The sequence below is a fragment of the Rhodobacter capsulatus genome, assembly GCF_052363185.1.
Classification (GTDB): Bacteria; Pseudomonadota; Alphaproteobacteria; order Rhodobacterales; family Rhodobacteraceae; genus Rhodobacter; species Rhodobacter capsulatus_E.
Genome location: NZ_CP198955.1, coordinates 2,139,243 through 2,159,066, shown reverse-complemented (window position 1 = coordinate 2,159,066; position 19,824 = coordinate 2,139,243). Strand labels below are relative to the sequence as shown.

The 19,824-nt window shown below is 64.5% G+C and carries 12 protein-coding genes; 10 read left to right on the top strand and 2 right to left on the bottom strand.

What is annotated here, in order from left to right:
• The first annotated feature begins 304 nt into the window (after positions 1 to 304).
• The 5 genes from ACTTAG_RS10645 to ACTTAG_RS10625 all read left to right on the top strand — a co-directional run bounded on the left by ACTTAG_RS10645 (position 305) and on the right by ACTTAG_RS10625 (position 12,881).
• Positions 305 to 3,193: a calcium-binding protein gene (locus ACTTAG_RS10645; RefSeq protein WP_444462307.1), complete on the top strand. Its 2,889-nt coding sequence runs from the start codon at positions 305 to 307 to the stop codon at positions 3,191 to 3,193.
• Entirely contained in the window at positions 3,148 to 3,798 is a 651-nt protein-coding gene (locus ACTTAG_RS10640; protein ID WP_444462306.1) for a calcium-binding protein, read from the top strand. The genes ACTTAG_RS10645 and ACTTAG_RS10640 overlap by 46 nt, the downstream gene beginning before the upstream one ends.
• Positions 3,753 to 5,960, top strand: a complete 2,208-nt coding sequence (locus ACTTAG_RS10635; RefSeq protein ID WP_444462305.1) for a calcium-binding protein — start codon at positions 3,753 to 3,755, stop codon at positions 5,958 to 5,960. The genes ACTTAG_RS10640 and ACTTAG_RS10635 overlap by 46 nt, the downstream gene beginning before the upstream one ends.
• Before the next feature lie 80 nt (positions 5,961 to 6,040).
• On the top strand, positions 6,041 to 9,997 hold the full coding sequence (locus tag ACTTAG_RS10630; RefSeq protein ID WP_444462304.1) for a two-component regulator propeller domain-containing protein: 3,957 nt from the start codon (positions 6,041 to 6,043) through the stop codon (positions 9,995 to 9,997).
• Positions 9,998 to 10,193: 196 nt separating this feature from the next.
• On the top strand, positions 10,194 to 12,881 hold the full coding sequence (locus tag ACTTAG_RS10625) for a pre-peptidase C-terminal domain-containing protein (RefSeq protein ID WP_444462303.1): 2,688 nt from the start codon (positions 10,194 to 10,196) through the stop codon (positions 12,879 to 12,881).
• A 131-nt stretch (positions 12,882 to 13,012) separates the two neighbouring features.
• Here ACTTAG_RS10625 and ACTTAG_RS10620 read toward each other — a convergent pair whose 3' ends face one another.
• Positions 13,013 to 14,338, bottom strand: coding sequence for an ATP-binding protein (locus ACTTAG_RS10620; protein WP_444462302.1), 1,326 nt, complete (start codon positions 14,336 to 14,338; stop codon positions 13,013 to 13,015).
• Complete coding sequence (locus tag ACTTAG_RS10615) at positions 14,335 to 14,994, bottom strand: response regulator (protein WP_444462301.1); 660 nt, start codon at positions 14,992 to 14,994, stop codon at positions 14,335 to 14,337. The genes ACTTAG_RS10620 and ACTTAG_RS10615 overlap by 4 nt, the downstream gene beginning before the upstream one ends.
• Before the next feature lie 130 nt (positions 14,995 to 15,124).
• On the opposite strand from ACTTAG_RS10615, the gene ACTTAG_RS10610 reads away from it, so the two are divergent.
• The 5 genes from ACTTAG_RS10610 to ACTTAG_RS10590 all read left to right on the top strand — a co-directional run bounded on the left by ACTTAG_RS10610 (position 15,125) and on the right by ACTTAG_RS10590 (position 19,624).
• On the top strand, positions 15,125 to 15,481 hold the full coding sequence (locus ACTTAG_RS10610; RefSeq protein ID WP_444462300.1) for a PepSY domain-containing protein: 357 nt from the start codon (positions 15,125 to 15,127) through the stop codon (positions 15,479 to 15,481).
• A gap of 138 nt (positions 15,482 to 15,619) precedes the next feature.
• Positions 15,620 to 15,997: a hypothetical protein gene (locus ACTTAG_RS10605; RefSeq protein ID WP_444462299.1), complete on the top strand. Its 378-nt coding sequence runs from the start codon at positions 15,620 to 15,622 to the stop codon at positions 15,995 to 15,997.
• Positions 15,998 to 16,008: 11 nt separating this feature from the next.
• Positions 16,009 to 16,476 carry a DUF2271 domain-containing protein gene (locus tag ACTTAG_RS10600; protein ID WP_444462298.1) on the top strand — a complete coding sequence of 156 codons (468 nt, stop codon included), beginning with the start codon at positions 16,009 to 16,011 and terminating at the stop codon, positions 16,474 to 16,476.
• A 24-nt stretch (positions 16,477 to 16,500) separates the two neighbouring features.
• On the top strand, positions 16,501 to 18,708 hold the full coding sequence (locus ACTTAG_RS10595) for a PepSY domain-containing protein (protein WP_444462297.1): 2,208 nt from the start codon (positions 16,501 to 16,503) through the stop codon (positions 18,706 to 18,708).
• The gene (locus ACTTAG_RS10590; RefSeq protein ID WP_444462296.1) at positions 18,698 to 19,624 is read left to right on the top strand and encodes an FAD:protein FMN transferase; all 927 of its coding nucleotides are present in this window, start codon (positions 18,698 to 18,700) and stop codon (positions 19,622 to 19,624) included. Before ACTTAG_RS10595 ends, ACTTAG_RS10590 begins: the two co-directional genes overlap by 11 nt.
• Positions 19,625 to 19,824: the final 200 nt, after the last annotated feature.

Below are 19,824 nucleotides of genomic sequence, written 5' to 3'. Positions count from 1 at the left end.
TGCGCCCTCCAGCCCGTTCGGCACAAGGGGGGCGTGCATCCAGTGCGTCTCGCTTTGCACATGGCTCGCGCGGGCCCTTGCGCTCGCCGCTGTTCTTTCGGGGGGCGGCCAGCGGGGCAGGTGGTTATCAGTTGCTTAAGACGTAAAAGCGGATAGTGTGACACAAGGTTCGTGTCAGTGCCGGTATTTCAAAATGACTTCAGCGATTGCGCTTAACCTGTCGGAAGAGTCATTTTCCGACGTGAATACCCCCAATGAAGTGAATTTCGAGTGTTCCTTGCTCGATATTTCAAGATCTTCGGCGGTGGAATATTCTGTCCCGGGTTTTTTCGAACTGACTGCGACGGCCGTCGTGGAAGCCCATGTCGATCTTTACGCCGAATTGACGCTGCCGCAAAACAGCTTCGACGGCAGCCTGTTGCTCGCCCAGGGGGGCTGGAGCGCAAGCGAGACCGTCGCGGGAGGTGATGTCGAATTCTACACCGACGGCTGCTTTTTCGGCGAGGCCATAACAACCGCGGCGCTTGATCTCAGCACCTTGGCTTTTCATACCGGATTGCGGGTCGATCTGGCGGCGGGTCTGACCGGGATTGCGGTGGATACGCCGGTGACCTCCCCCGTCGCGCTGCCCGATCTTGTCATCGGCACCGAGGGGGCTCAGGATCTTGATCTTTTCGGCTTCGATCTGGCCGCACCCGAGGGGCAGCATTTCACCTCCATCATCGACAGGTTGCAAGACGACCTGAACGACCTTGATGTCGAGGGGTTCATGGAGGGCAGCTGGCAGGTGCCGCAGGTGCCGCTGGATATCGACTGGAATCTGGGGGCGATCGGCTTCGAGGCCACGACGCAAACAACGGCCACAACGGGCGATCGGGCAGATTTCACCGTTCTGGACAGCTCTGGCGAAGGCTTTCTGTCGGCCACGCTCGATCTGGATGATCTGGCCGCGCAGTATCTGCTTCCCGTTGTGTCCAATCCCGCGAACCCGCTGTTGAGCCTGTTCGAATACGACTGGTCGACGACCGAGCTGGATCGCACCCGCATCGGCAATGCCGTGAACAATCTGCAAGACTGGCTGGACCTCGAAGACATCACGTTCCTTGCGACGCTGATCGATCTTGGGGTGACTGTCGGTCTTGAACTGGTGCAGCAAACCAGTTTCACCCAGACGTCTTCGACGGTGACGATCAGCGAAGGTGGCACCACGCTGGCGACGGGGGAGATGGGAACCACGCTGCGCTTTGACGGGCTCGATACCGAAGGCAGCGCGACCTATGACGCCACCTATACGGTCGAAGGCGATCTGACCACGCGCTATGGCTTTGTTTTCTATATCGACGTTCCGGTGACCCTGCTGGACGTGCGGTTCTGGCAGGGCGATCTGGAATTCGCGGTGGATGGCCATGGCTTTACCGAACCGGACATCCCCGACGACGCCTGGGGCTTCACCGGCTATGAAAATACCTTTCGGCTGGCGCAAAGCAGTTTCGTCGCGATTCCGGGCTTTGCCTTCACGAATGCCGTGGAGTTCGTGTCCGATGCGCAGGAATTCACCGTGGATTTCGTCGAAGCGCCCGATCCCGAGAATCCCTACACCGTCGTGACCCCGCCCGGTGTCCCCGATCCGACGATTGGCGTTCCCGCAAGCTGCATTCTGCGCGGCACCGGGGAGGCCGATACGCTGACCGGTTCCTCCTGTGCCAATGTGATCTTCGGCTACGCTGGCAATGACCTGCTCGACGGTGGCGCGGGCAATGACACGCTTGATGCGGGGACCGGGAACGACACGATTTTCTGCGGTGCGGGCAGTGACGTGGTGAATTTCACCGCCGGTGGTTATGCTGGTTGGCAATCTCCCCTGAGCTTCGCCGCCTATGATGCGAATGGCAATGTGCTTTCGCTGGAAGACTTTTTCGCCGACGTGCGCGGGTACATGTCCACCGGATCGCTCCAATTCGTCTGCGGCGGTTCGGCCCTGACGGTCCATGAGGTAGAGGCTCTCAATATCGACCTGCGCGGGTCGACATACTACGACCCTTGGAGCGAACCAATCTACAATTGGCTCGATCTTTGGAACCTTGGCGGCACCCGCACCATCGGCAGCGAAAATCAATACGAACGCTTCCTTGCCAACTGGTCCGACCAGACCGTCGCGATCGACTGGGACGTCACGCACACGGCCCTGAGCCTGCTCGCCAATGGTGTGACAGTCGGCAACCTTGATGCGCTTTATATCGCGACCGGCAGTGGCAATGACAGGTTGAGCGGCGGTGACTTCGATGACCACATCGAGTCCGGAGCGGGCGACGATGTTCTGACCGGGCGTGGCGGCAATGACCTGCTCGACGGCGGCGCGGGCGATGACACGCTTGATGCGGGGACGGGGAGCGACACGGTCTTCGGCGGTGCGGGCAGTGACGTGGTGAATTTCACCGCCGGTGGTTATGCTGGTTGGCAATCTCCCCTGAGCTTCGCCGCCTATGATGCGAATGGCAATGTGCTTTCGCTGGAAGACTTTTTCGCCGACGTGCGCGGGTACATGTCCACAGGATCGCTCCAATTCGTCTGCGGCGGTTCGGCCCTGACGGTCCATGAGGTAGAGGCTCTCAATATCGACCTGCGCGGGTCGACATACTACGACCCTTGGAGCGAACCAATCTACAATTGGCTCGATCTTTGGAACCTTGGCGGCACCCGCACCATCGGCAGCGAAAATCAATACGAACGCTTCCTTGCCAACTGGTCCGACCAGACCGTCGCGATCGACTGGGACGTCACGCACACGGCCCTGAGCCTGCTCGCCAATGGTGTGACAGTCGGCAACCTTGATGCGCTTTATATCGCGACCGGCAGTGGCAATGACAGGTTGAGCGGCGGTGACTTCGATGACCACATCGAGTCCGGAGCGGGCGACGATGTTCTGACCGGGCGTGGCGGCAATGACCTGCTCGACGGCGGCGCGGGCGATGACACGCTTGATGCGGGGACGGGGAGCGACACGGTCTTCGGCGGTGCGGGCAGTGACGTGGTGAATTTCACCGCCGGTGGTTATGCTGGTTGGCAATCTCCCCTGAGCTTCGCCGCCTATGATGCGAATGGCAATGTGCTTTCGCTGGAAGACTTTTCGCCGACGTGCGCGGGTACATGTCCACAGGATCGCTCCAATTCGTCTGCGGCGGTTCGGCCCTGACGGTCCATGAGGTAGAGGCTCTCAATATCGACCTGCGCGGGTCGACATACTACGACCCTTGGAGCGAACCAATCTACAATTGGCTCGATCTTTGGAACCTTGGCGGCACCCGCACCATCGGCAGCGAAAATCAATACGAACGCTTCCTTGCCAACTGGTCCGACCAGACCGTCGCGATCGACTGGGACGTCACGCACACGGCCCTGAGCCTGCTCGCCAATGGTGTGACAGTCGGCAACCTTGATGCGCTTTATATCGCGACCGGCAGTGGCAATGACAGGTTGAGCGGCGGTGACTTCGATGACCACATCGAGTCCGGAGCGGGCGACGATGTTCTGACCGGGCGTGGCGGCAATGACCTGCTCGACGGCGGCGCGGGCGATGACACGCTTGATGCGGGGACGGGGAGCGACACGGTCTTCGGCGGTGCGGGCAGTGACGTGGTGAATTTCACCGCCGGTGGTTATGCTGGTTGGCAATCTCCCCTGAGCTTCGCCGCCTATGATGCGAATGGCAATGTGCTTTCGCTGGAAGACTTTTCGCCGACGTGCGCGGGTACATGTCCACCGGATCGCTCCAATTCGTCTGCGGCGGTTCGGCCCTGACGGTCCATGAGGTAGAGGCTCTCAATATCGACCTGCGCGGGTCGACATACTACGACCCTTGGAGCGAACCAATCTACAATTGGCTCGATCTTTGGAACCTTGGCGGCACCCGCACCATCGGCAGCGAAAATCAATACGAACGCTTCCTTGCCAACTGGTCCGACCAGACCGTCGCGATAAATTGGGATATGGGGCGCGAATTCTGGAAGACGCTGGCCAATGGTGTGACCGTCGGCAATCTTGATGCGCTTTACATCGCCCTGGGCTCGGGGAATGACAGCCTGACCGGGGCGGGCTTCGATGACCGCATCGATGGCGGCGCGGGCGATGACTTTCTTGCCGGAGGCGGGGGCAACGACACCGTTCTGGGCGGTGATGGCGCCGATTTCCTGACCGGAGAAGATGGTGACGACCTGATCGAAGGCGGTATTGGTGACGATTTCGTCGGGGCCGGAAACGGGAACGATACCTATATCTTCGAAGAAGGCTTCGGGGCCGACAGCCTGCAAGATCTCGATGGCGGCACGCTTGTCTTCACCGGGCACAGTTTCGATGACCTTCGGCTGACCCGCGATGGCTCCACGCTGGTGATGTCCTTTGCCAACAGCACCGACGAGGTGCGCATCACCAACTATTTCACCTCGGGGGGAAGCTGGACCTTCACCTTTGATGGTGCGGGCCACGCGCTTGACACCTCGAACCTTGCCGATTTCTGGGATGGCCTGGGCCGCAATGTCTCGCGCGTCGGTTCTGATGCGGCGCAGGCCTGGCACCTGTTCCCGATTGGCGAATTCGTTCTGCTGCAAGGCGGAGACGATGTCGTCTACGCCTCGGCGGGAAGCGATCTGATCGACGGAGGCGAGGGCACCGATCTTGTCAGCTATGCGGAGTCGACGCGGGGCGTGCGGGTGTGGCTGGATGGCACGGAATGTTCCGGCGGGCTGGCCGAGGGCGATCGTTTGCGCAACGTCGAAGCGGTTCAGGGCAGCGCGCGGGCCGATTTCCTGACCGGCGCCGCGCTTGGCGAGGTTCTGGCGGCCGGGGCGGGCAATGACCGGCTGGATGGCGGGGCCGGGGCGGATAGCTTGTTGGGCGGCGCGGGGAACGACATCTATGTTGTGGATGCCCTTGGCGATATCGCCGCCGAAACGACAACCTTGAGAAGCGGAATCGATGCGGGCGGACGGGACACCGTGATGGCCAGCGTCGATCATACCCTGCGGGAGTATCTGGAGGTCCTGGTTCTGACCGGATCTGCCGCGATTGACGGCACCGGCAATGCGCTGGCCAACAGCCTGACCGGTAACCGCGGGGCGAACACGCTGAACGGGGGCAGGGGTGCAGATACGCTTGCCGGGGGGCTTGGCAATGACACCTATGTCACCGACGGCGGTGACACGATCACCGAGGCGGCGGCCGCGGGCACCGACACCGTGCGCAGCTCGGTCAGCCTGACGCTGGGCGCCAATCTGGAAAACCTGGTGCTGACCGGATCGGGCGCGCTCAATGGCACCGGCAATGCGCTGGCCAACAGCCTGACCGGCACCCGCGGGGCGAACACGCTGAACGGGGGCGGGGGCGCGGATACGCTTGCCGGGGGGCTTGGCGATGACACCTATGTCACCGATGGCGGCGACAGGATCCTTGAGGTGGCCAGCGCGGGCACCGACACCGTGCGCAGTTCGGTCAGCCTGACGCTGGGGGCCAACCTCGAAAATCTGGTGCTGACCGGATCTGCCGCGATCAACGGCACCGGCAACACGCTGGCCAACAGCCTGACCGGCAACCGCGGGGCGAACCTGCTGAACGGGGGCTGGGGCGCAGACACCTTGACGGGCGGTGCCGGGCAAGACGCATTCTTGTTCAACACGGCTCTGGCCGGGGGCAATGTCGATCGCATCACCGATTTTTCGGTCATCGACGACCAGATCCGGCTTGAGAATGCGGTTTTCGTCGGAGTGTCCGCGGGGGCCCTTGCCGCCAGCGCCTTCACCGCGAACAGGAGCGGGCTTGCAACCGATGCCTTGGACCGGGTGATCTATGAGACGGACACGGGGCGGCTTTATTTCGACGCCGACGGGACGGGGGCAAGCCAGCGCGTGCTTTTCGCGGTGCTGGAGACCGGACTTGCGATGACGGCGGCCGATTTCCTCGTCGTGTGACAGGTCGCGGCGGGGCGGTCCGCGGCGGATCGCCCTCGGCAGACCCGGGGCCTTCGGCAAGGGAGATCTTGGAGACGAATATGGGATTTGCCGCGCGGTTCTTTGTCCTGTTGATCTGTCTTCTGTGCCCGGTCCTTGCCGCGGCAGAGGCGCCGAAGAAGGCCCTGCAACTGACAATCGACCAGGGTCTTTCGCAAAGCACGGTGGGCTCCGTTTACATTGCGCAAGACGGGCGCATCTGGTTTGCGACCGGCGACGGCATCAGCATCCATGATGGCCAGGGGTTCGACTATCTTTACCGCAACGCCCAGAGCCGGGACGGGCTGCAAGGCAACTATACCCGCACGCTTTTCGAGGATCGCGATGGCCAGATCTGGGTCGGAACCTATGGGGGCGGCATTTCGGTCTTCGGGCAGGATGCGCGCTTTCTGTTCGGCTTTCAGAAAGAGCACGGAGAGATCCCGGCCATCGACATCTATGACTTTGCGCAGGATGATCAGGGCGCGATCTGGGTGGCCAGTGAGGCCGGCACGTTTCGGCTGACCAAAGGCGCAAACGGATATGCGCTGGACATGGCCGGGCTGCCCGAGCTTCTGGCCCATGCGTCCGCCCGGAATGTGCATGTCGCCCGAAGCGGCCAGATCTATGTCGCGACGGCAGAGGAGGGCTTGCTGCGTTTCGACCCGGCGGCCAATTCCCTGACCCAATATACCCCCGAGACCTCTGACTTTCCCGCCCGTGCCGTCCACAGTCTGATCGAGCTTGCGACCGGGACATTGTGGATCGGGACGGAAGATGCCGGGGTGGTCCGCTTTTCCCCGCAGGAGGGCCGTTTTGACACCCCCATAACGCTGCCCGACCCGAATATTCCGGCGCTTTTGCAGGCGAGCGATGGCCGGTTCTGGTTTGGCAGCGATGCCAATGGCGTGTTCGTTTACGACCCGAAAAACGGCGCCGTCGAGAACTACCGCTTCCGCGAGGGACAGCCCTTCCGTCTGAGCAGCAACTCCATCCTCGCCTTGGCCGAGGATGGGATGGGCCGGATCTGGATCGGCACTGCCGATGGCGGCGCAAGTTCCGTTTCCGTCTTTCGGGATTCGTTCGAGACCTATTATCCTGATTCAGCGGGCATTTTAGGGCCGGTCTCCGGGGTGATCTGGTCCATCGAAGATGGCACCAGGGGCGATCTGTGGATCGGGACGAAGCGCGGTCTTTCCCGCTTCTGGCAAAGCGAGCATCGCTTCGAGACCATTGATCTTGGCGACGGCCCAAAGGACGTTCGCGCCATCTTGCGGCGTGGCGAGACGCTTTTGCTGGCGGTGCGGGATCGCGGCCTGGTCGCGTTCGATCCCGAAACGCTTGCGCTGCGGGATGTGACGGATGCCGAGGGGAAGAACCTCTTTGACGGGGTCTACATCCGGCTGCTGGTGCAGGCCCGCGACGGGACATTGTGGGTGGGAACCCATTCCGGGGTGTTCCACCTTGATGGCGCCTTGAACCTGCTGCGGCATTTCAAGGCGGACGGGGCGTCCGGTGCGCTGCCCCATGCCCGCACCCGGGCGATTTACGAAGCGGCCGATGGCACGATCTGGATCGGCAGCAGCGGCGGCCTGAGCCGCTATGACCCGAAAACGGAGCGTTTCTTCACCTGGTCCGGACCGGACTTCTTGCCGGATGACGATGTTCGGGCGGTGTTTCAGGCGACCCCCACGACCGTCTATGCGGCGACACAGGGCGGGTTTTCCATCCTTGATCTTGCGCGCGGCACGGCGCGCTTCGTGCAGCGTCAGCACGGTTTGCCGAACGAGACGCTTTACGCCTTGTTGCCCGACGGCAAGGGCGCAATCTGGATCACGACGAACAACGGTCTGGCCCGGTTCGATCTTGCCACCGAGGAGATCCGCGTTTACCGCGCGCGGGATGGTTTGCAGGGCGCGGAGTTCAATTTCAACGCGCACAAGGTTCTGGCCGATGGCCGGATCGTCGTCGGCGGCATCAACGGCTTTTCGATGTTCGATCCAGAGCAGATCACCACGAACACCCTTCCGCCGCGTCTCGTGCTCTATGGGGGGGACGAGCTTCGCCGGAACCCGCCCGACGGAAGGACGGCAAGCGCCAACGCGCCAGAGACCCTGAGCCTGAAATTCGGGGTCCATCACTATGATGAACCGGGCGAGAACCGCCTGCGGTGGCGCCTTGAGCCGGTGGACCGCGACTGGAACGTGGCGAGGGGGGTGTCGCATCCGATCTTGCGTGAAAACCTGCCTGCCGGAGACTACACGCTTCGCGCGGTGGGGCTCAGCCCTGCGGGTGTGGAAAGTCCGGAACTCACGCTGCGCTTCCGGGTTGCCCCGAGCCCCTGGGTGCGCTGGTATGCGCTGGCAGGCTATGGCCTGCTTGCCGCCCTGGCGGTGGCGGCGCTCTTGTCGCTGCGCACGGCCCAGGTGCGCAAGCGAAACGCCGAACTTGAAGCGCAGGTCGCGGAAAAGACCCGCGAGCTTCAGGCCAGCAACGCCGCGCTGCAAGCGGCCGCCCAGGAGCGTGCAAACTTCTACTGCCGCACGGCCCATGAAATCCGCACCCCTTTGTCGCTCATCCGCGCGCCACTGCAGAACATCCTGCAAGGCAAGGCGCTTTCCGCACGGGATCGGCATGATGCCGAACTGATTGACCGGGCCACGCAGCGCCTTGTGCAGATCACCGACGAAATGGCCGCCGTCTCCCAAGGAAAGGCGAAGATCCGCAGCGGGCAGGCGAGCGTGGACATTGCCGCCTTTCTGGAACCGATCCTGACCCTCTACCGCGAAAGCGCCGAAACCAAGGGCGCAAGGCTTGTCACGGCATCCCTTCCCCGCATGGCGGTGACGTTCGATCCTGCCGCGGCAGAAACCATCTTGCACAACATGCTTTCCAACGCGGTGAAAAACACCCCGTCGGGCGGCACCATCACCTTCTCTTGCGCGGTCCGGGCCGAGCGTCTCGATCTGGCGATCCGCAATGACGGGCCGGGCTTGCCGCCAGCGGCGCTTCGGAACCTGATGGACTATGCGACACGAGACGACCTTCCCCCCGCACAGCGCGGGATCGAGCTGATCGGGACCAGCGTGCGCGCCGCCGGGGGCAGTCTCGAGGCGACGGCAGAGGAAGCCGCGCTGCTTGTGTGCCTGCCCGCCCATTCGACCGGCGAAGAGGACAGGGCGAAAACACCCGCGACCGGCCGAGAGCGCATTCTTGTGGTTGAAGACGACCGGGACCTGCGGGAATACCTGTCCGAATTGTTGTCCCCCCTTGCGGAAGTTCAGACCGTGGCGTCTTTGGGGGCGGCCCGCCGCGCGGTCGAGGGGCAGATAGTCCATCTGGTCCTTTGCGACGTGAATTTGCCCGACGGCTGCGGGCTTGATTTCGGAAAGCGCCTCAAGGAAGAGATCGAGACCTCGCATATTCCGCTTGTGTTTCTGACTGCGCGCAGTGACGAGCCTTCTTATTTGAAAGGTCTCGACGTCTGGGCAGATGATTATCTGACCAAGCCGTTTCAGCCCTCCGAACTCCTTGCGAAAATTCGCATTCGCCTGCGCGCGGTGACCCGGATGCGCGAATATCTGGTCAAGCAGATCGCCCGAGATTTTCCGGGTGCCGAAGATAATCCGACCCTGCCGCCCGCAGATGCGCGCTTCGTGGAACGCTTTCAGGCTTTTCTGGACGCACAGATCGGCAATCCCGCGGCAAGCATCGAAGAGGCCGCGGCGCATTGCGGGGTAAGTAAACGCGCCTTGCAGAGAAAGCTTGATGCCCTTTACGGACAGAGTTTCTCCACACTCCTGATCACGGCACGCATGGCGCGGGCCGCGGAACTGATCCGGGAAGGAACAAAGATATCCGAGGTCGCCGCGGTCTGCGGCTATACGAATCATTCGGGTTTTTCGCGCGCGTTCCGTGACGTGCATGGATCAAGCCCCACCGAGTTCCGAAAGGCCATTGAAGACGGCTGTGCCGTTGGTGCCAATGAAGATGCTCTCCGCGCCAAACTCGAGGTGTGATGACCGATCCGCGAAGGCGGCCCTACCATGTTTGTCCTGAACCTCGGAAGGTTTGACGGATTGCGCTGCGGTATCGTGAGTAATCGTGACCAATGGGATCGGGGTGACCAGTGAGACCGGGCGCAATCACCGGGACAGCGTTCGAGGGGACCGCGTTCGAGAGATCCCTTAACCTCATAAGTGGAGACTTCTTAATATGCCTCAGCTTGCGACTTCTTTCCGGCATCCTGTTGGGGACGGTTCTGTCACGCGCGCACGCGATGGCGACGGCTATTATACCTCTCAAGGTCATGGCTCCTATTATGCGGGTCATGGCTATCATTTGGGCGAGGATTGGAACGGGGATGGTGGCGGAAACACCGATCTGCGCGATCCGGTTTATGCCGCGGCGAATGGCAGGGTCGTTTTTGCCGGCAATGGCGGAACGGGTTGGGGAAATGTCGTCATCATTCAGCACACGATGCCGGACGGTTCGACGGTCAGCACGCTTTATGGGCATCTTGACCGGATCAACGTTTCGGCTGGCGACGTTACGATTGGCCAGCAGATCGGGACGATTGGAACGGGGGGCGGTCTCTATGCCGCGCATCTGCATTTTGAAGTCTACCTTGGCAGTATGAGCCGTCCAGGTGATGGGTACAGCTCTTCGCCCGACCCCTATCCTTTCACGGACGGTTATGTGAACCCGACGCGGTTCATCGATAGCCACAGGACCATCGTGACGGATATTCCCGGCTCCTCTGCCACGACGGCGGTGCTGACCCTCGGAGAGTTGCAGCGATCTTCCATCGAAACGGTGGGTGACTCGGACTGGTTCAAGGTTTATCTGGTTGCGGGGCAGAGCTATTCCTTTGCGGTGCGCGGCAATGAATTTAATAACGGCAACCTCAACGATCCGAAAATCCGGCTGCGCGGGCCAGACGAAACGATCCTGATCACGCGTGATAATGGCGGTGGCGATCGCGACGCCCGGATCACGGGGTTCACCGCAACCGAGAGCGGTTATTATTACGTCACGGCCTATAGCGCCGATGGCGGCACCGGCAGCTACACGATCCGGGCCATTCAATCGACGACCACCTCCGACATTGCGGGCAGCACCGCGACGACTTCGACGCTCGCGCCCGGTGGCAGCGCCTCTTCGACGATCGCCACTTCGGGGGATCAGGACTGGTTCCGGATCAGCCTGACGGCGGGTCAGACCTATACCTTCACCCAGAATGCCGCCAGCGGCTCCGACCTTGACTGCTATCTGCGGTTGCTGAACAGCTCCGGGACGCAACTTACCTACAGTGATGATGATGGCCCGGGGAATAACTCGCTGATCACCTTCACCGCGACGTCGAGTGGCACCTATTACCTGAGCGCGCAGGGCTACAACACGAGCACCGGCGGCTACACCATCAGCGTCAGCTCTGGCGGCGCGACCGATACCACGGCGCCGCGGCTTTCGTCGTCGTCCCCCTCCGACAATGCGCCCGCCGTCGCGGTCGGTGCGAACCTGGTCCTGAACTTCAACGAAGCTGTGCGGGCGGGCTCGGGCACGATCGACATCTATACCAGCAGCGGCACTTTGTGGCGCTCGATTTCGGTCACGGATAGCTCGCAGGTCACCTTCTCCGGCTCGACGGTGACGATCAACCCGTCTGTCGATATGGCGGCCGGAACCAGTTACTATGTCAGGATGGGGGCCGGCGTCATCCGTGACACGGCCGGCAATGGTTTTGCGGGCTTCAGCAACAACTCGGATCTGAACTTCACCACCGCAACATCGGGCACGACCGACATTCCCGACACCTCGGCCACGACTGCGGTTCTGACCGTCGGGGGCTCGCAGAGTTCTTCCGTCGACAGGTCGGGGGAATCGGACTGGTTCAGGGTCTATCTCGTTGCGGGGCAAACCTATTCCTTTGCGGTGCGCGGCAACGAAAGCGGCAATGGCAACCTCAACGATCCGATGATCCGGCTGCGGTCGCCGAACGAGACGATCCTGATCACGGATGATAACGGCGGCGGCGTGCGCGATGCCCGGATCACGGGGTTCACCGCGACCCAGACCGGCTACCATTTCATCTCGGCCTATAGCGCCGACAGTGGCACCGGCAGCTACACGGTCAGCGCCATTCAATCGACGACCACGACCGACATTGCGGGCAGCACCGCGACGACCTCGACGCTGTCGCCCGGTGGCAGCACCTCTTCGACGATCGCCACTTCGGGGGATCAGGACTGGTTCCGGATCAGCCTGACCGGGGGTCAGACCTATACCTTTGCCCAGAATGCCGCCAGCGGCTCCAGCCTTGACTGCTATCTGCGGCTGCTGAACAGCTCCGGGACGCAACTTACCTACAGTGATGATGATGGCCCGGGGAATAACTCGCTGATCACCTTCACCGCGACGTCGAGCGGGACCTATTACCTGAGCGCGCAGGGCTACGACACGAGCACCGGCGGCTACACCATCAGCGTCAGCTCCGGCAGCGCGGCAAGAGCGACCTCCGCGTCGGTCGGTCTTTCGGAGGCGTCGTCAGCCGATCTCCTGTCCGGCGGTTCGGGAAGCCCTGCTCTCTGGGGCGGGCGCGGCGGCGATCTGTTGCGCGGTGACTTTGGCGACGCGGGCCTTGAGGAAGGCAGTGGAAGCGATGTCTTCGCGTTCCTCTTCGGCTTTGGATCGGATCGGACCATCGGTTCGGACGACCCAGAGGGCAGCCTGCATCTTTTCCCGGCCCGTTCGGCCGGGGGGATGACGGCACAGCAAATTGCGGAGAGCGTTGCAGCGGCGCATTCGGGCGCGAACGCGTTCGAGCTTGGCGACGGGCACAGGATCGCCCTGAATGACGTTGGCACCCTTGCCGCGCTGGCAGACGATCTGGTCTTCGCCTGAGGAGACGCTCGGGCCGTGCCGCGTGCCGCGCCCCGATGGAAATCCCCCGGTCGGGCATGGATTTCCCTCTAGATTTGACCCGTGCCCCCCGCGCGACGCGTGCGGGGGGCGCCGCTGCACATCCGGGCGAGTTATGATCGGCGGACCTCAAACCGCGCTTCGGCGGCAAAACCGCGGCTTTGGCCGGGCAGGGGAGAGGTCAGCCGCAGCGTCCCCCCGGCGCGGGTCAGGATCGTCTGCACGATGGCCAGCCCAAGCCCCGCGCCGCCGCGCACCGCCCCCGGGGCGCGTTCGAATCGTGCGCCGATCCGCGCCAGATCCTCGGGCGCAACCGGATCGCAATCATTCTCGACCCGCAAGAGCCCCGGTTCCAGCCAGAGCCGCACCTCCGATCCATGGCGCAGCGCGTTCGAGACCAGATTGCGCACCAGAATTCCGAACAGATCCGGGTCAAGATCGGAGAGCACCGGCGCCTCGGGCAGGTCCATCGTCACCCTGGCCCCGCCCGCCAGACGCATCGCATCTTCGGTGACGATCCGCACCACCGGGCGCAGATCCTGCACCATGTCCCGGCGCAGCCGACCGCCCTCGGCGCGGGCAAGGCTCATCAGCCCTTCGGAAAGCCGGGTCAGCCGCTTCAGCACGGTTTCGATGTCGCTCGCCCGGGCGATCACCGCGGGATCGGTGGTCTCGGCGCGCAGCCGTTGCGCCTGGGCGATGGCACCGGCCAGAGGCGTGCGCAATTCATGCGCGGCATTGGCGGCAAAGCTGCGCTCGGCCTGAAAGGCTTCGTCAAGCCGGGTGAGCAGCGCGTTCAGCGTCTGGGCCAGCGGCTGCACCTCGGCGGGCAGGTCGGTCGCGTCAACCGGCGTCAGATCGGCCGCCCCGCGCCGCGCGAGCCGCAGCCGGAACTGCCGCAGCGGCGCGAAACCCCAGCGGATCAGCCCGGCAATCCCGGCAAGTGTCAGCGGCAGCACCAGCGCGATCGGCGCCAGAAGGCCCATCCGCACCTCGAAGGCCATGCGTTTCCTGTGCACCATCGGCTCGGCCACCGAGATCCGCACCGTGCCCTGCAGGGCCTCGTCATTGTAAAGCCGCAGCGCATGGGTGGTGCGAAAGCCGATCCCGTCCCAGGCCGGAAACAGCCCCGGATCGGCCCCATGCGAGATCAGCAGGATCGCGCCCTTGTCGTCGCGCACGATATAGCTGAAGCTGTCGTCATGCGGCCGCACCGCGGGCACCCTTTGCGTGCCGGTGACCAGATCGCCTCGGGAAAGGATGTCGGAAACGACGAGCGGCAGCACCCGATGCGCGGTTTCCTGCAGCGAGGCATCGAACATCGCATCCATCTGCAGCCGCTGCCGGTAGGCGGTGAAACTGGCCGCCGCGATCCACAGCACCGTGACCAGAAGCCCGACCGCAATCGCCAGACGCCGCTGCAGCGAGGCGGGTTTCATGGCCGCACCAGCCGGTAGCCAAGGCCGCGTTCGGTCTCGATCACGCGCGCGCCCAGCTTCTTGCGCAGCCGCGAGATATGCACTTCCAAAGTGTTCGAGCCGATCTCGTCGTCGAAGCTGTAAAGCCGGTCTTCAAGGTCGCGCTTCGGAAAGATCTGCCCGGGGCGGGACAGAAGCAGCTCGAAGAGCGCCCATTCCCGCGCCGTCAGCGCGACGGCCTTGCCCGCCCGGCGCAGATCCCGCGCGGCCAGATCAATCGTCAGCTCGCCCAGGCTGAGGATCGGATTGGGATTGCCCGCATAGCGCCGCGCGACCGAGCCGATCCGCGCCGTCAGCTCTGCCAGATCGAAGGGCTTGACCAGATAATCATCGGCCCCGGCATTCAGCCCCTCGATCCGGTCCGAGACCTGATCCAGCGCGGTCAGAATGATCACCGGCGTCGCAACCCCCTGTGTGCGCAGGGTTTTCAGAAACGGAATGCCGCGACCGTCGGGCAGCATCAGATCCAGCAGGATCAGATCATAGGCCGCCACCGCCAGCGCATCGGTGGCCTGATCCAGCCGCATCGCCCAATCGACCGAATGGCCGTCGGCCGCTACCTGATCGCGCACCGCGGCCCCCAGAATGGCGTCGTCTTCCACGATGAGGATGCGCATGGCGGGCTCCTTGTTCCCCCTTGTCCTATCCTGTGCCAAGCTGACGGGAAGCTGAAGCAGGTTTTTCGAAAGCTTCAGCTTGTCGTCAGAAACGCGGGGCAAAAGGGCCTCATCCTGATTGGAGGACACCATGACCGCTTCCCGCTTCCTGTCCGCTTGCGTCGCCTTGGCGGTGCTGGCACAGGCCCCCGCCGCCGCCGCGCATGAAAATGACTGCACCGTGCCGATGGCCGACTGGCAACCGCGCGAGGCGGTGCAGGCGCTGGTGGAACAGCAGGGCCTGACGGTGCGGCGCATCAAGATCGACGATGGCTGTTACGAAGTCGATGCGCGGGATGCGGCCGGGCAACGGGTGCGGATGCGGCTTGACCCCGGCACGCTGGTGATCTTGCGCCGCGGCAGCGACGATGACCACCACCGCCGCGGCGATGACCACGACGACGGGGACCACGACGACGGGGACCGCTCCTCCCATCACGACGACTGATCCGGGGCCCCGACCCCGGGCAGGGCGGCGGTTTTTCCTTGGTCGGAGCCGCCGCCCGCTTTCCCGAAATCGCCTCTGCCCCGGACCCGATGTCCGGGCCGGGTGACTCATGCCTGACACAACCAAAGGAAATCCCTGATGAAATCCTCTCTTCCCCTGATCGCCCTTGCGGCGCTTCTGTCTTCGACCGTGGTGGGCGCGCTTTCGGCCGCGCCGATCGACGCGCCGCTTCTGGCCGGTTCCCCCGTCGCGACCGCCGCGGCCCCGGCCGCCCAGCCGGTGCAGCTGGCCGACAACGATGATGACGATGACGACGGCTTCTTCGGCTGGTTCGGCCATCACGGGCGCCACGGCCATCACGATGATGACGACGACGATGATGATGATCACGGCCGTCGCAACTGCCCGCCCGGCGCGACCGGCTGCGGCGCCGCCCCGGCGGCGGCGGGCACCGTTGCCCCGCCTTCGAACGGGCTTTTCGCGCCGGGCGCGAAGCCGCAAGTGCAAACGAACTGAGGGGGGCCGCGATGAAACCGCTTCACACCGCGCTTGCAGTCACGACCGCGCTTGTTCCGGGGATGGCGCTGGCCACCCCGGTCACCTTCACCACGCAGATGAGCGCCTACGGCGGCGATGGCGCCTATCTCGCCTATTACGTCACCGATGCGAGCGGCGGCTATGTCGGCAGCCTTTGGATGGCGGGCGGCAAGGCGAAATATTACAGCCACCTGGGCGGCTGGTATGCCGCGACCGGCGGCAATACCGCGCAGGTTGACGGCATCACCGGGGCTTCGGTGGGGGCCGGGCGGGATCTGACGATCACCCTCGATCTGGCCGATACGCTGTTCGATCAGGGCTATGTGCTGCATGTCGATGCCTCGGTCGAGAAGATGTCGGACGTGCGCGACGAGGTCACGATCCCGCTCACCTCGGACAATCTGGGCAAGCCGGTGGCGGGGAAATACTTCGTCCAGAGCCTGACCATTTCCAAGTAACCCACTGAAATAGGAGGCATTCCCGTGCTGCGACATCTGCACCGTTGGCCCGGCCTTGTGGCGGCGCTTCTTGTTTTCGTTCTGGCGCTTTCGGGGGCGGCGCTGTCGCTTTACCCGGCGCTCGAACGGCTTGCCGTGCCGCAGGCCGAAAGCACGCTGACGGTCGCCGATCTGGCGGCACGGGTGGCCTCGGCCCATCCCGGTCTGGAACAGATCCGCCGCGCGCCTTCGGGGCGCGTGGTGGCCTGGTGGTTCGAGGGCGGCAGGCCCGGCGCGGCGGTGATCGACCCCGCGACCGGCGCCGATCTTGGCAGCCCCGATCCGCTGCCCGGATCGCGCTTCCTGACCGACCTGCACCGCGAACTGTTCGCCGGGGACACCGGGCGACTGGTCGCGGCGGCCGGCGCGGCGCTGATGCTGGCGCTGGCGATCTCGGGCCTTTGGCTCGTGGCGCGGCGGATGGGCGGCTGGAGCCGCTGGTTTGGCCGCACCCGCGGCCCCTTTGCCGGGCGGCTGCATGTGGAGCTGGCGCGGTTTGCGGTGGGCGGGCTGATCCTGTCGTCCCTCACCGCGCTCTGGATGACCGCTTCGATGTTCTCGCTTTTGCCCGATGCTGCGGCGGAACCCGCGCCCGCGCTGGCCACGGCGAATCTGCCGCGGCTGGCCTATGACCAGATCCCGGCGCTGGCCAATACGCCCGCCGCGGCGCTGAGGGAACTTTCGCTGCCCTCGCCCGAGGATCCGACCGACACGTTCAAGCTGGTGACGGCGGGCGGCGTGGCGCTGATTGATCCGGGCACCGGGGTTATGCTGTCCTCGGCCACCCCCGGCTTTTTCGAAAAGGCCACGGAAATCATGGTGATGCTGCATACGGGGCAGGGGGCCTCGGTGCTGGGTCTGCTGCTCGGTCTGATGTCCCTGTCGGTGCCGGCGCTGGCCTTGACCGGGGCGAGCCAATGGTGGGCCGGTCTGCGTGCGACCCGGCGCATCCGCCGCAATGCCCGTTCCGACAGCGCCGAAACCGTGGTGCTGGTGGCCTCGGAAGGCGGCACGACCTGGGGCTTTGCCCGCACGCTTCACGATGGCCTGACCGCCGCCGGGCAAAAGGTTCACACCGGGCCGCTCGCCACCTTCGACCCTTCCCGTTACGCCCATGCCCGCCGCTTCCTGATCCTGGCCGCCACCTATGGCGAGGGCGAGGCCCCGACCGCCGCCAAGGGCGTCCTTGACCGCATCGCGGCGCTGAAGACAGCCCCCGAAGCGCCGCTGGCAATCCTTGGTTTTGGCGACCGCTCCTTCCCGCAGTTCTGTGCCTTTGCCGAAAGCCTGCGCGAGGCTGCGGCCGCGATCGGCTGGGCGGAGCTGCTGCCGATGGCCACCGTCGACCGGCAATCCCCGCAGGATTTTGCCCGCTGGAGCCGCGATCTGGGCGCCGTCCTGACCCTGCCGCTTGATCTGACGCATCTGCCCGAACGGCCGAAGACCAGCACGCTCACCCTGATCTCGCGGCGCGATTATGGCGCCGAGGTGCAGGCGCCGACCTCGATCCTGCGCTTTGCCCTGCCGCGCCCGACGCTGTGGGAGCGGCTGACCGGGCAGGGGCTGGCCCGTTTCGAGGCGGGCGATCTGATCGGCGTGCTGCCCCGGGGATCGGACCTGCCGCGGTTTTACTCGCTCGCCTCCTCGGCGCGGGACGGCTTTCTGGAAATCTGTGTGCGCCGCCATCCGGGCGGGCTCTGTTCGGGGCAACTGACCGATCTGACCCCCGGCGCGACGATCGCGGGTTTTGTCCGCCGCAACCCCGGTTTCCGGCCGCAAAAGGGCCGCAAGCCGGTCATTCTGATCGGCGCTGGCACCGGCGTCGGGCCGCTGGCGGGGTTCCTGCGCGCCAACCGTCGTCACCGGCCGATGCATCTTTATTTCGGCGCCCGCGCGCCGCAAAGCGACCTGCTCTATGATGCCGAACTGCGCGACTGGCAGGCCGCAGGGCAGCTGACGCGCCTGAAGACCGCCTTTTCCCGCCACGGGCCGAAAACCTATGTGCAGGACGCGCTGCGCGCCGATGCGCCTGAACTGGCCCGGCTGATCCGGGCGGGGGCGCAGATCATGGTCTGCGGCGGGCGCGACATGGCCGCCGCGGTCCGCGAGGCGCTGGCCGAGATCCTGGTTCCCATCGGGCAGACGCCCGCCACCTTGAAAGCCGAGGGACGCTATGCCGAAGATGTCTACTGAGACCGCCCGTCAGGTGCTGAACGGGGCGACGATGGGCACGCGTTGGGCGCTGACGCTGCATCCTGAGCCGGGCTTCGACACCGCCCCCCTGCGCGCCGCCTGTCAGGCCGAGGTGGACCGGATCACGGCGCAGATGTCGAGCCGAACCCCCGAAAGCGATCTGATGCGCTTCAACGCCGCGCCGCTGGGGGTCTGGCAGGATCTGCCGCCCGAGCTGATGGAGGTGCTGGCCGAAGCGCTGGTCATCGGCCGCGAAAGCGGTGGCGCCTTTGAGATCGCGATGGGCGATGCCATCCGCGCCTGGGGCTTCGGCCCGGTCCCCGCCGATGAAACCGCGATCCGCGCCGCGATGGCGAAGCCGCGCCGCCCGAGCTACGAGGTGCTGGAGCTGGACCCGGCCCGCGGTCGGGCCCGCAAGCATGCCGAGATGAGCCTTGATCTGTGCGGCATTGCAAAGGGTTACGGGGTGGACCGGCTGATCGCGGCGGCCCGTGCGGCGGGGATCACCGCGGCGCTGGCGGCGATTGATGGCGAGCTGCGCGCCATCGGCAAACCTCCGGGGGACCGCGGCTGGGCGGTGGCGCTGGAACGGCCCGATTTCGGCCATCGCGCCATCCATGCGATGATCGAGATGACCGATCTCGCCATCGCCACCTCGGGCGATTACCGGCACTGGGTCCGGGTGGGCGAGCGCCGTCTGGCCCATACGATGGACCCGGCCCGGGGCGCGCCGCTGATCGGCGGTCCGGCCTCGGCCACCGTTCTGGCCGAGAGCTGCATCCGCGCCGATGCGCTGGCCAGCGCCTGCATGGTGCTCGGCGAAAGCCGCGGCAAGGCGCTCGCGGCCCGCTTCGGCGCCGAGCTGATCTGCCTGACCGAGGCCGACCGCAATCCGGCCGGGCAAAGGGCCTCGTGACGGGTGCCCCGGCGACCGGCTACGCCCGACACCTGTCAGGGCTGGGTGTCAGATGTATGCCCGGGAACGGGCTGTTAACCCGAATCGACTATCAGACTGTCCACCGAGGCTGACACGCCTCCTTCGGACGGTCATTCACCCATGGCATCTGCTGCGCCCTGGGGCCGAAGGCGACCCTTTGCCTCCGCCTATCCTTGTCA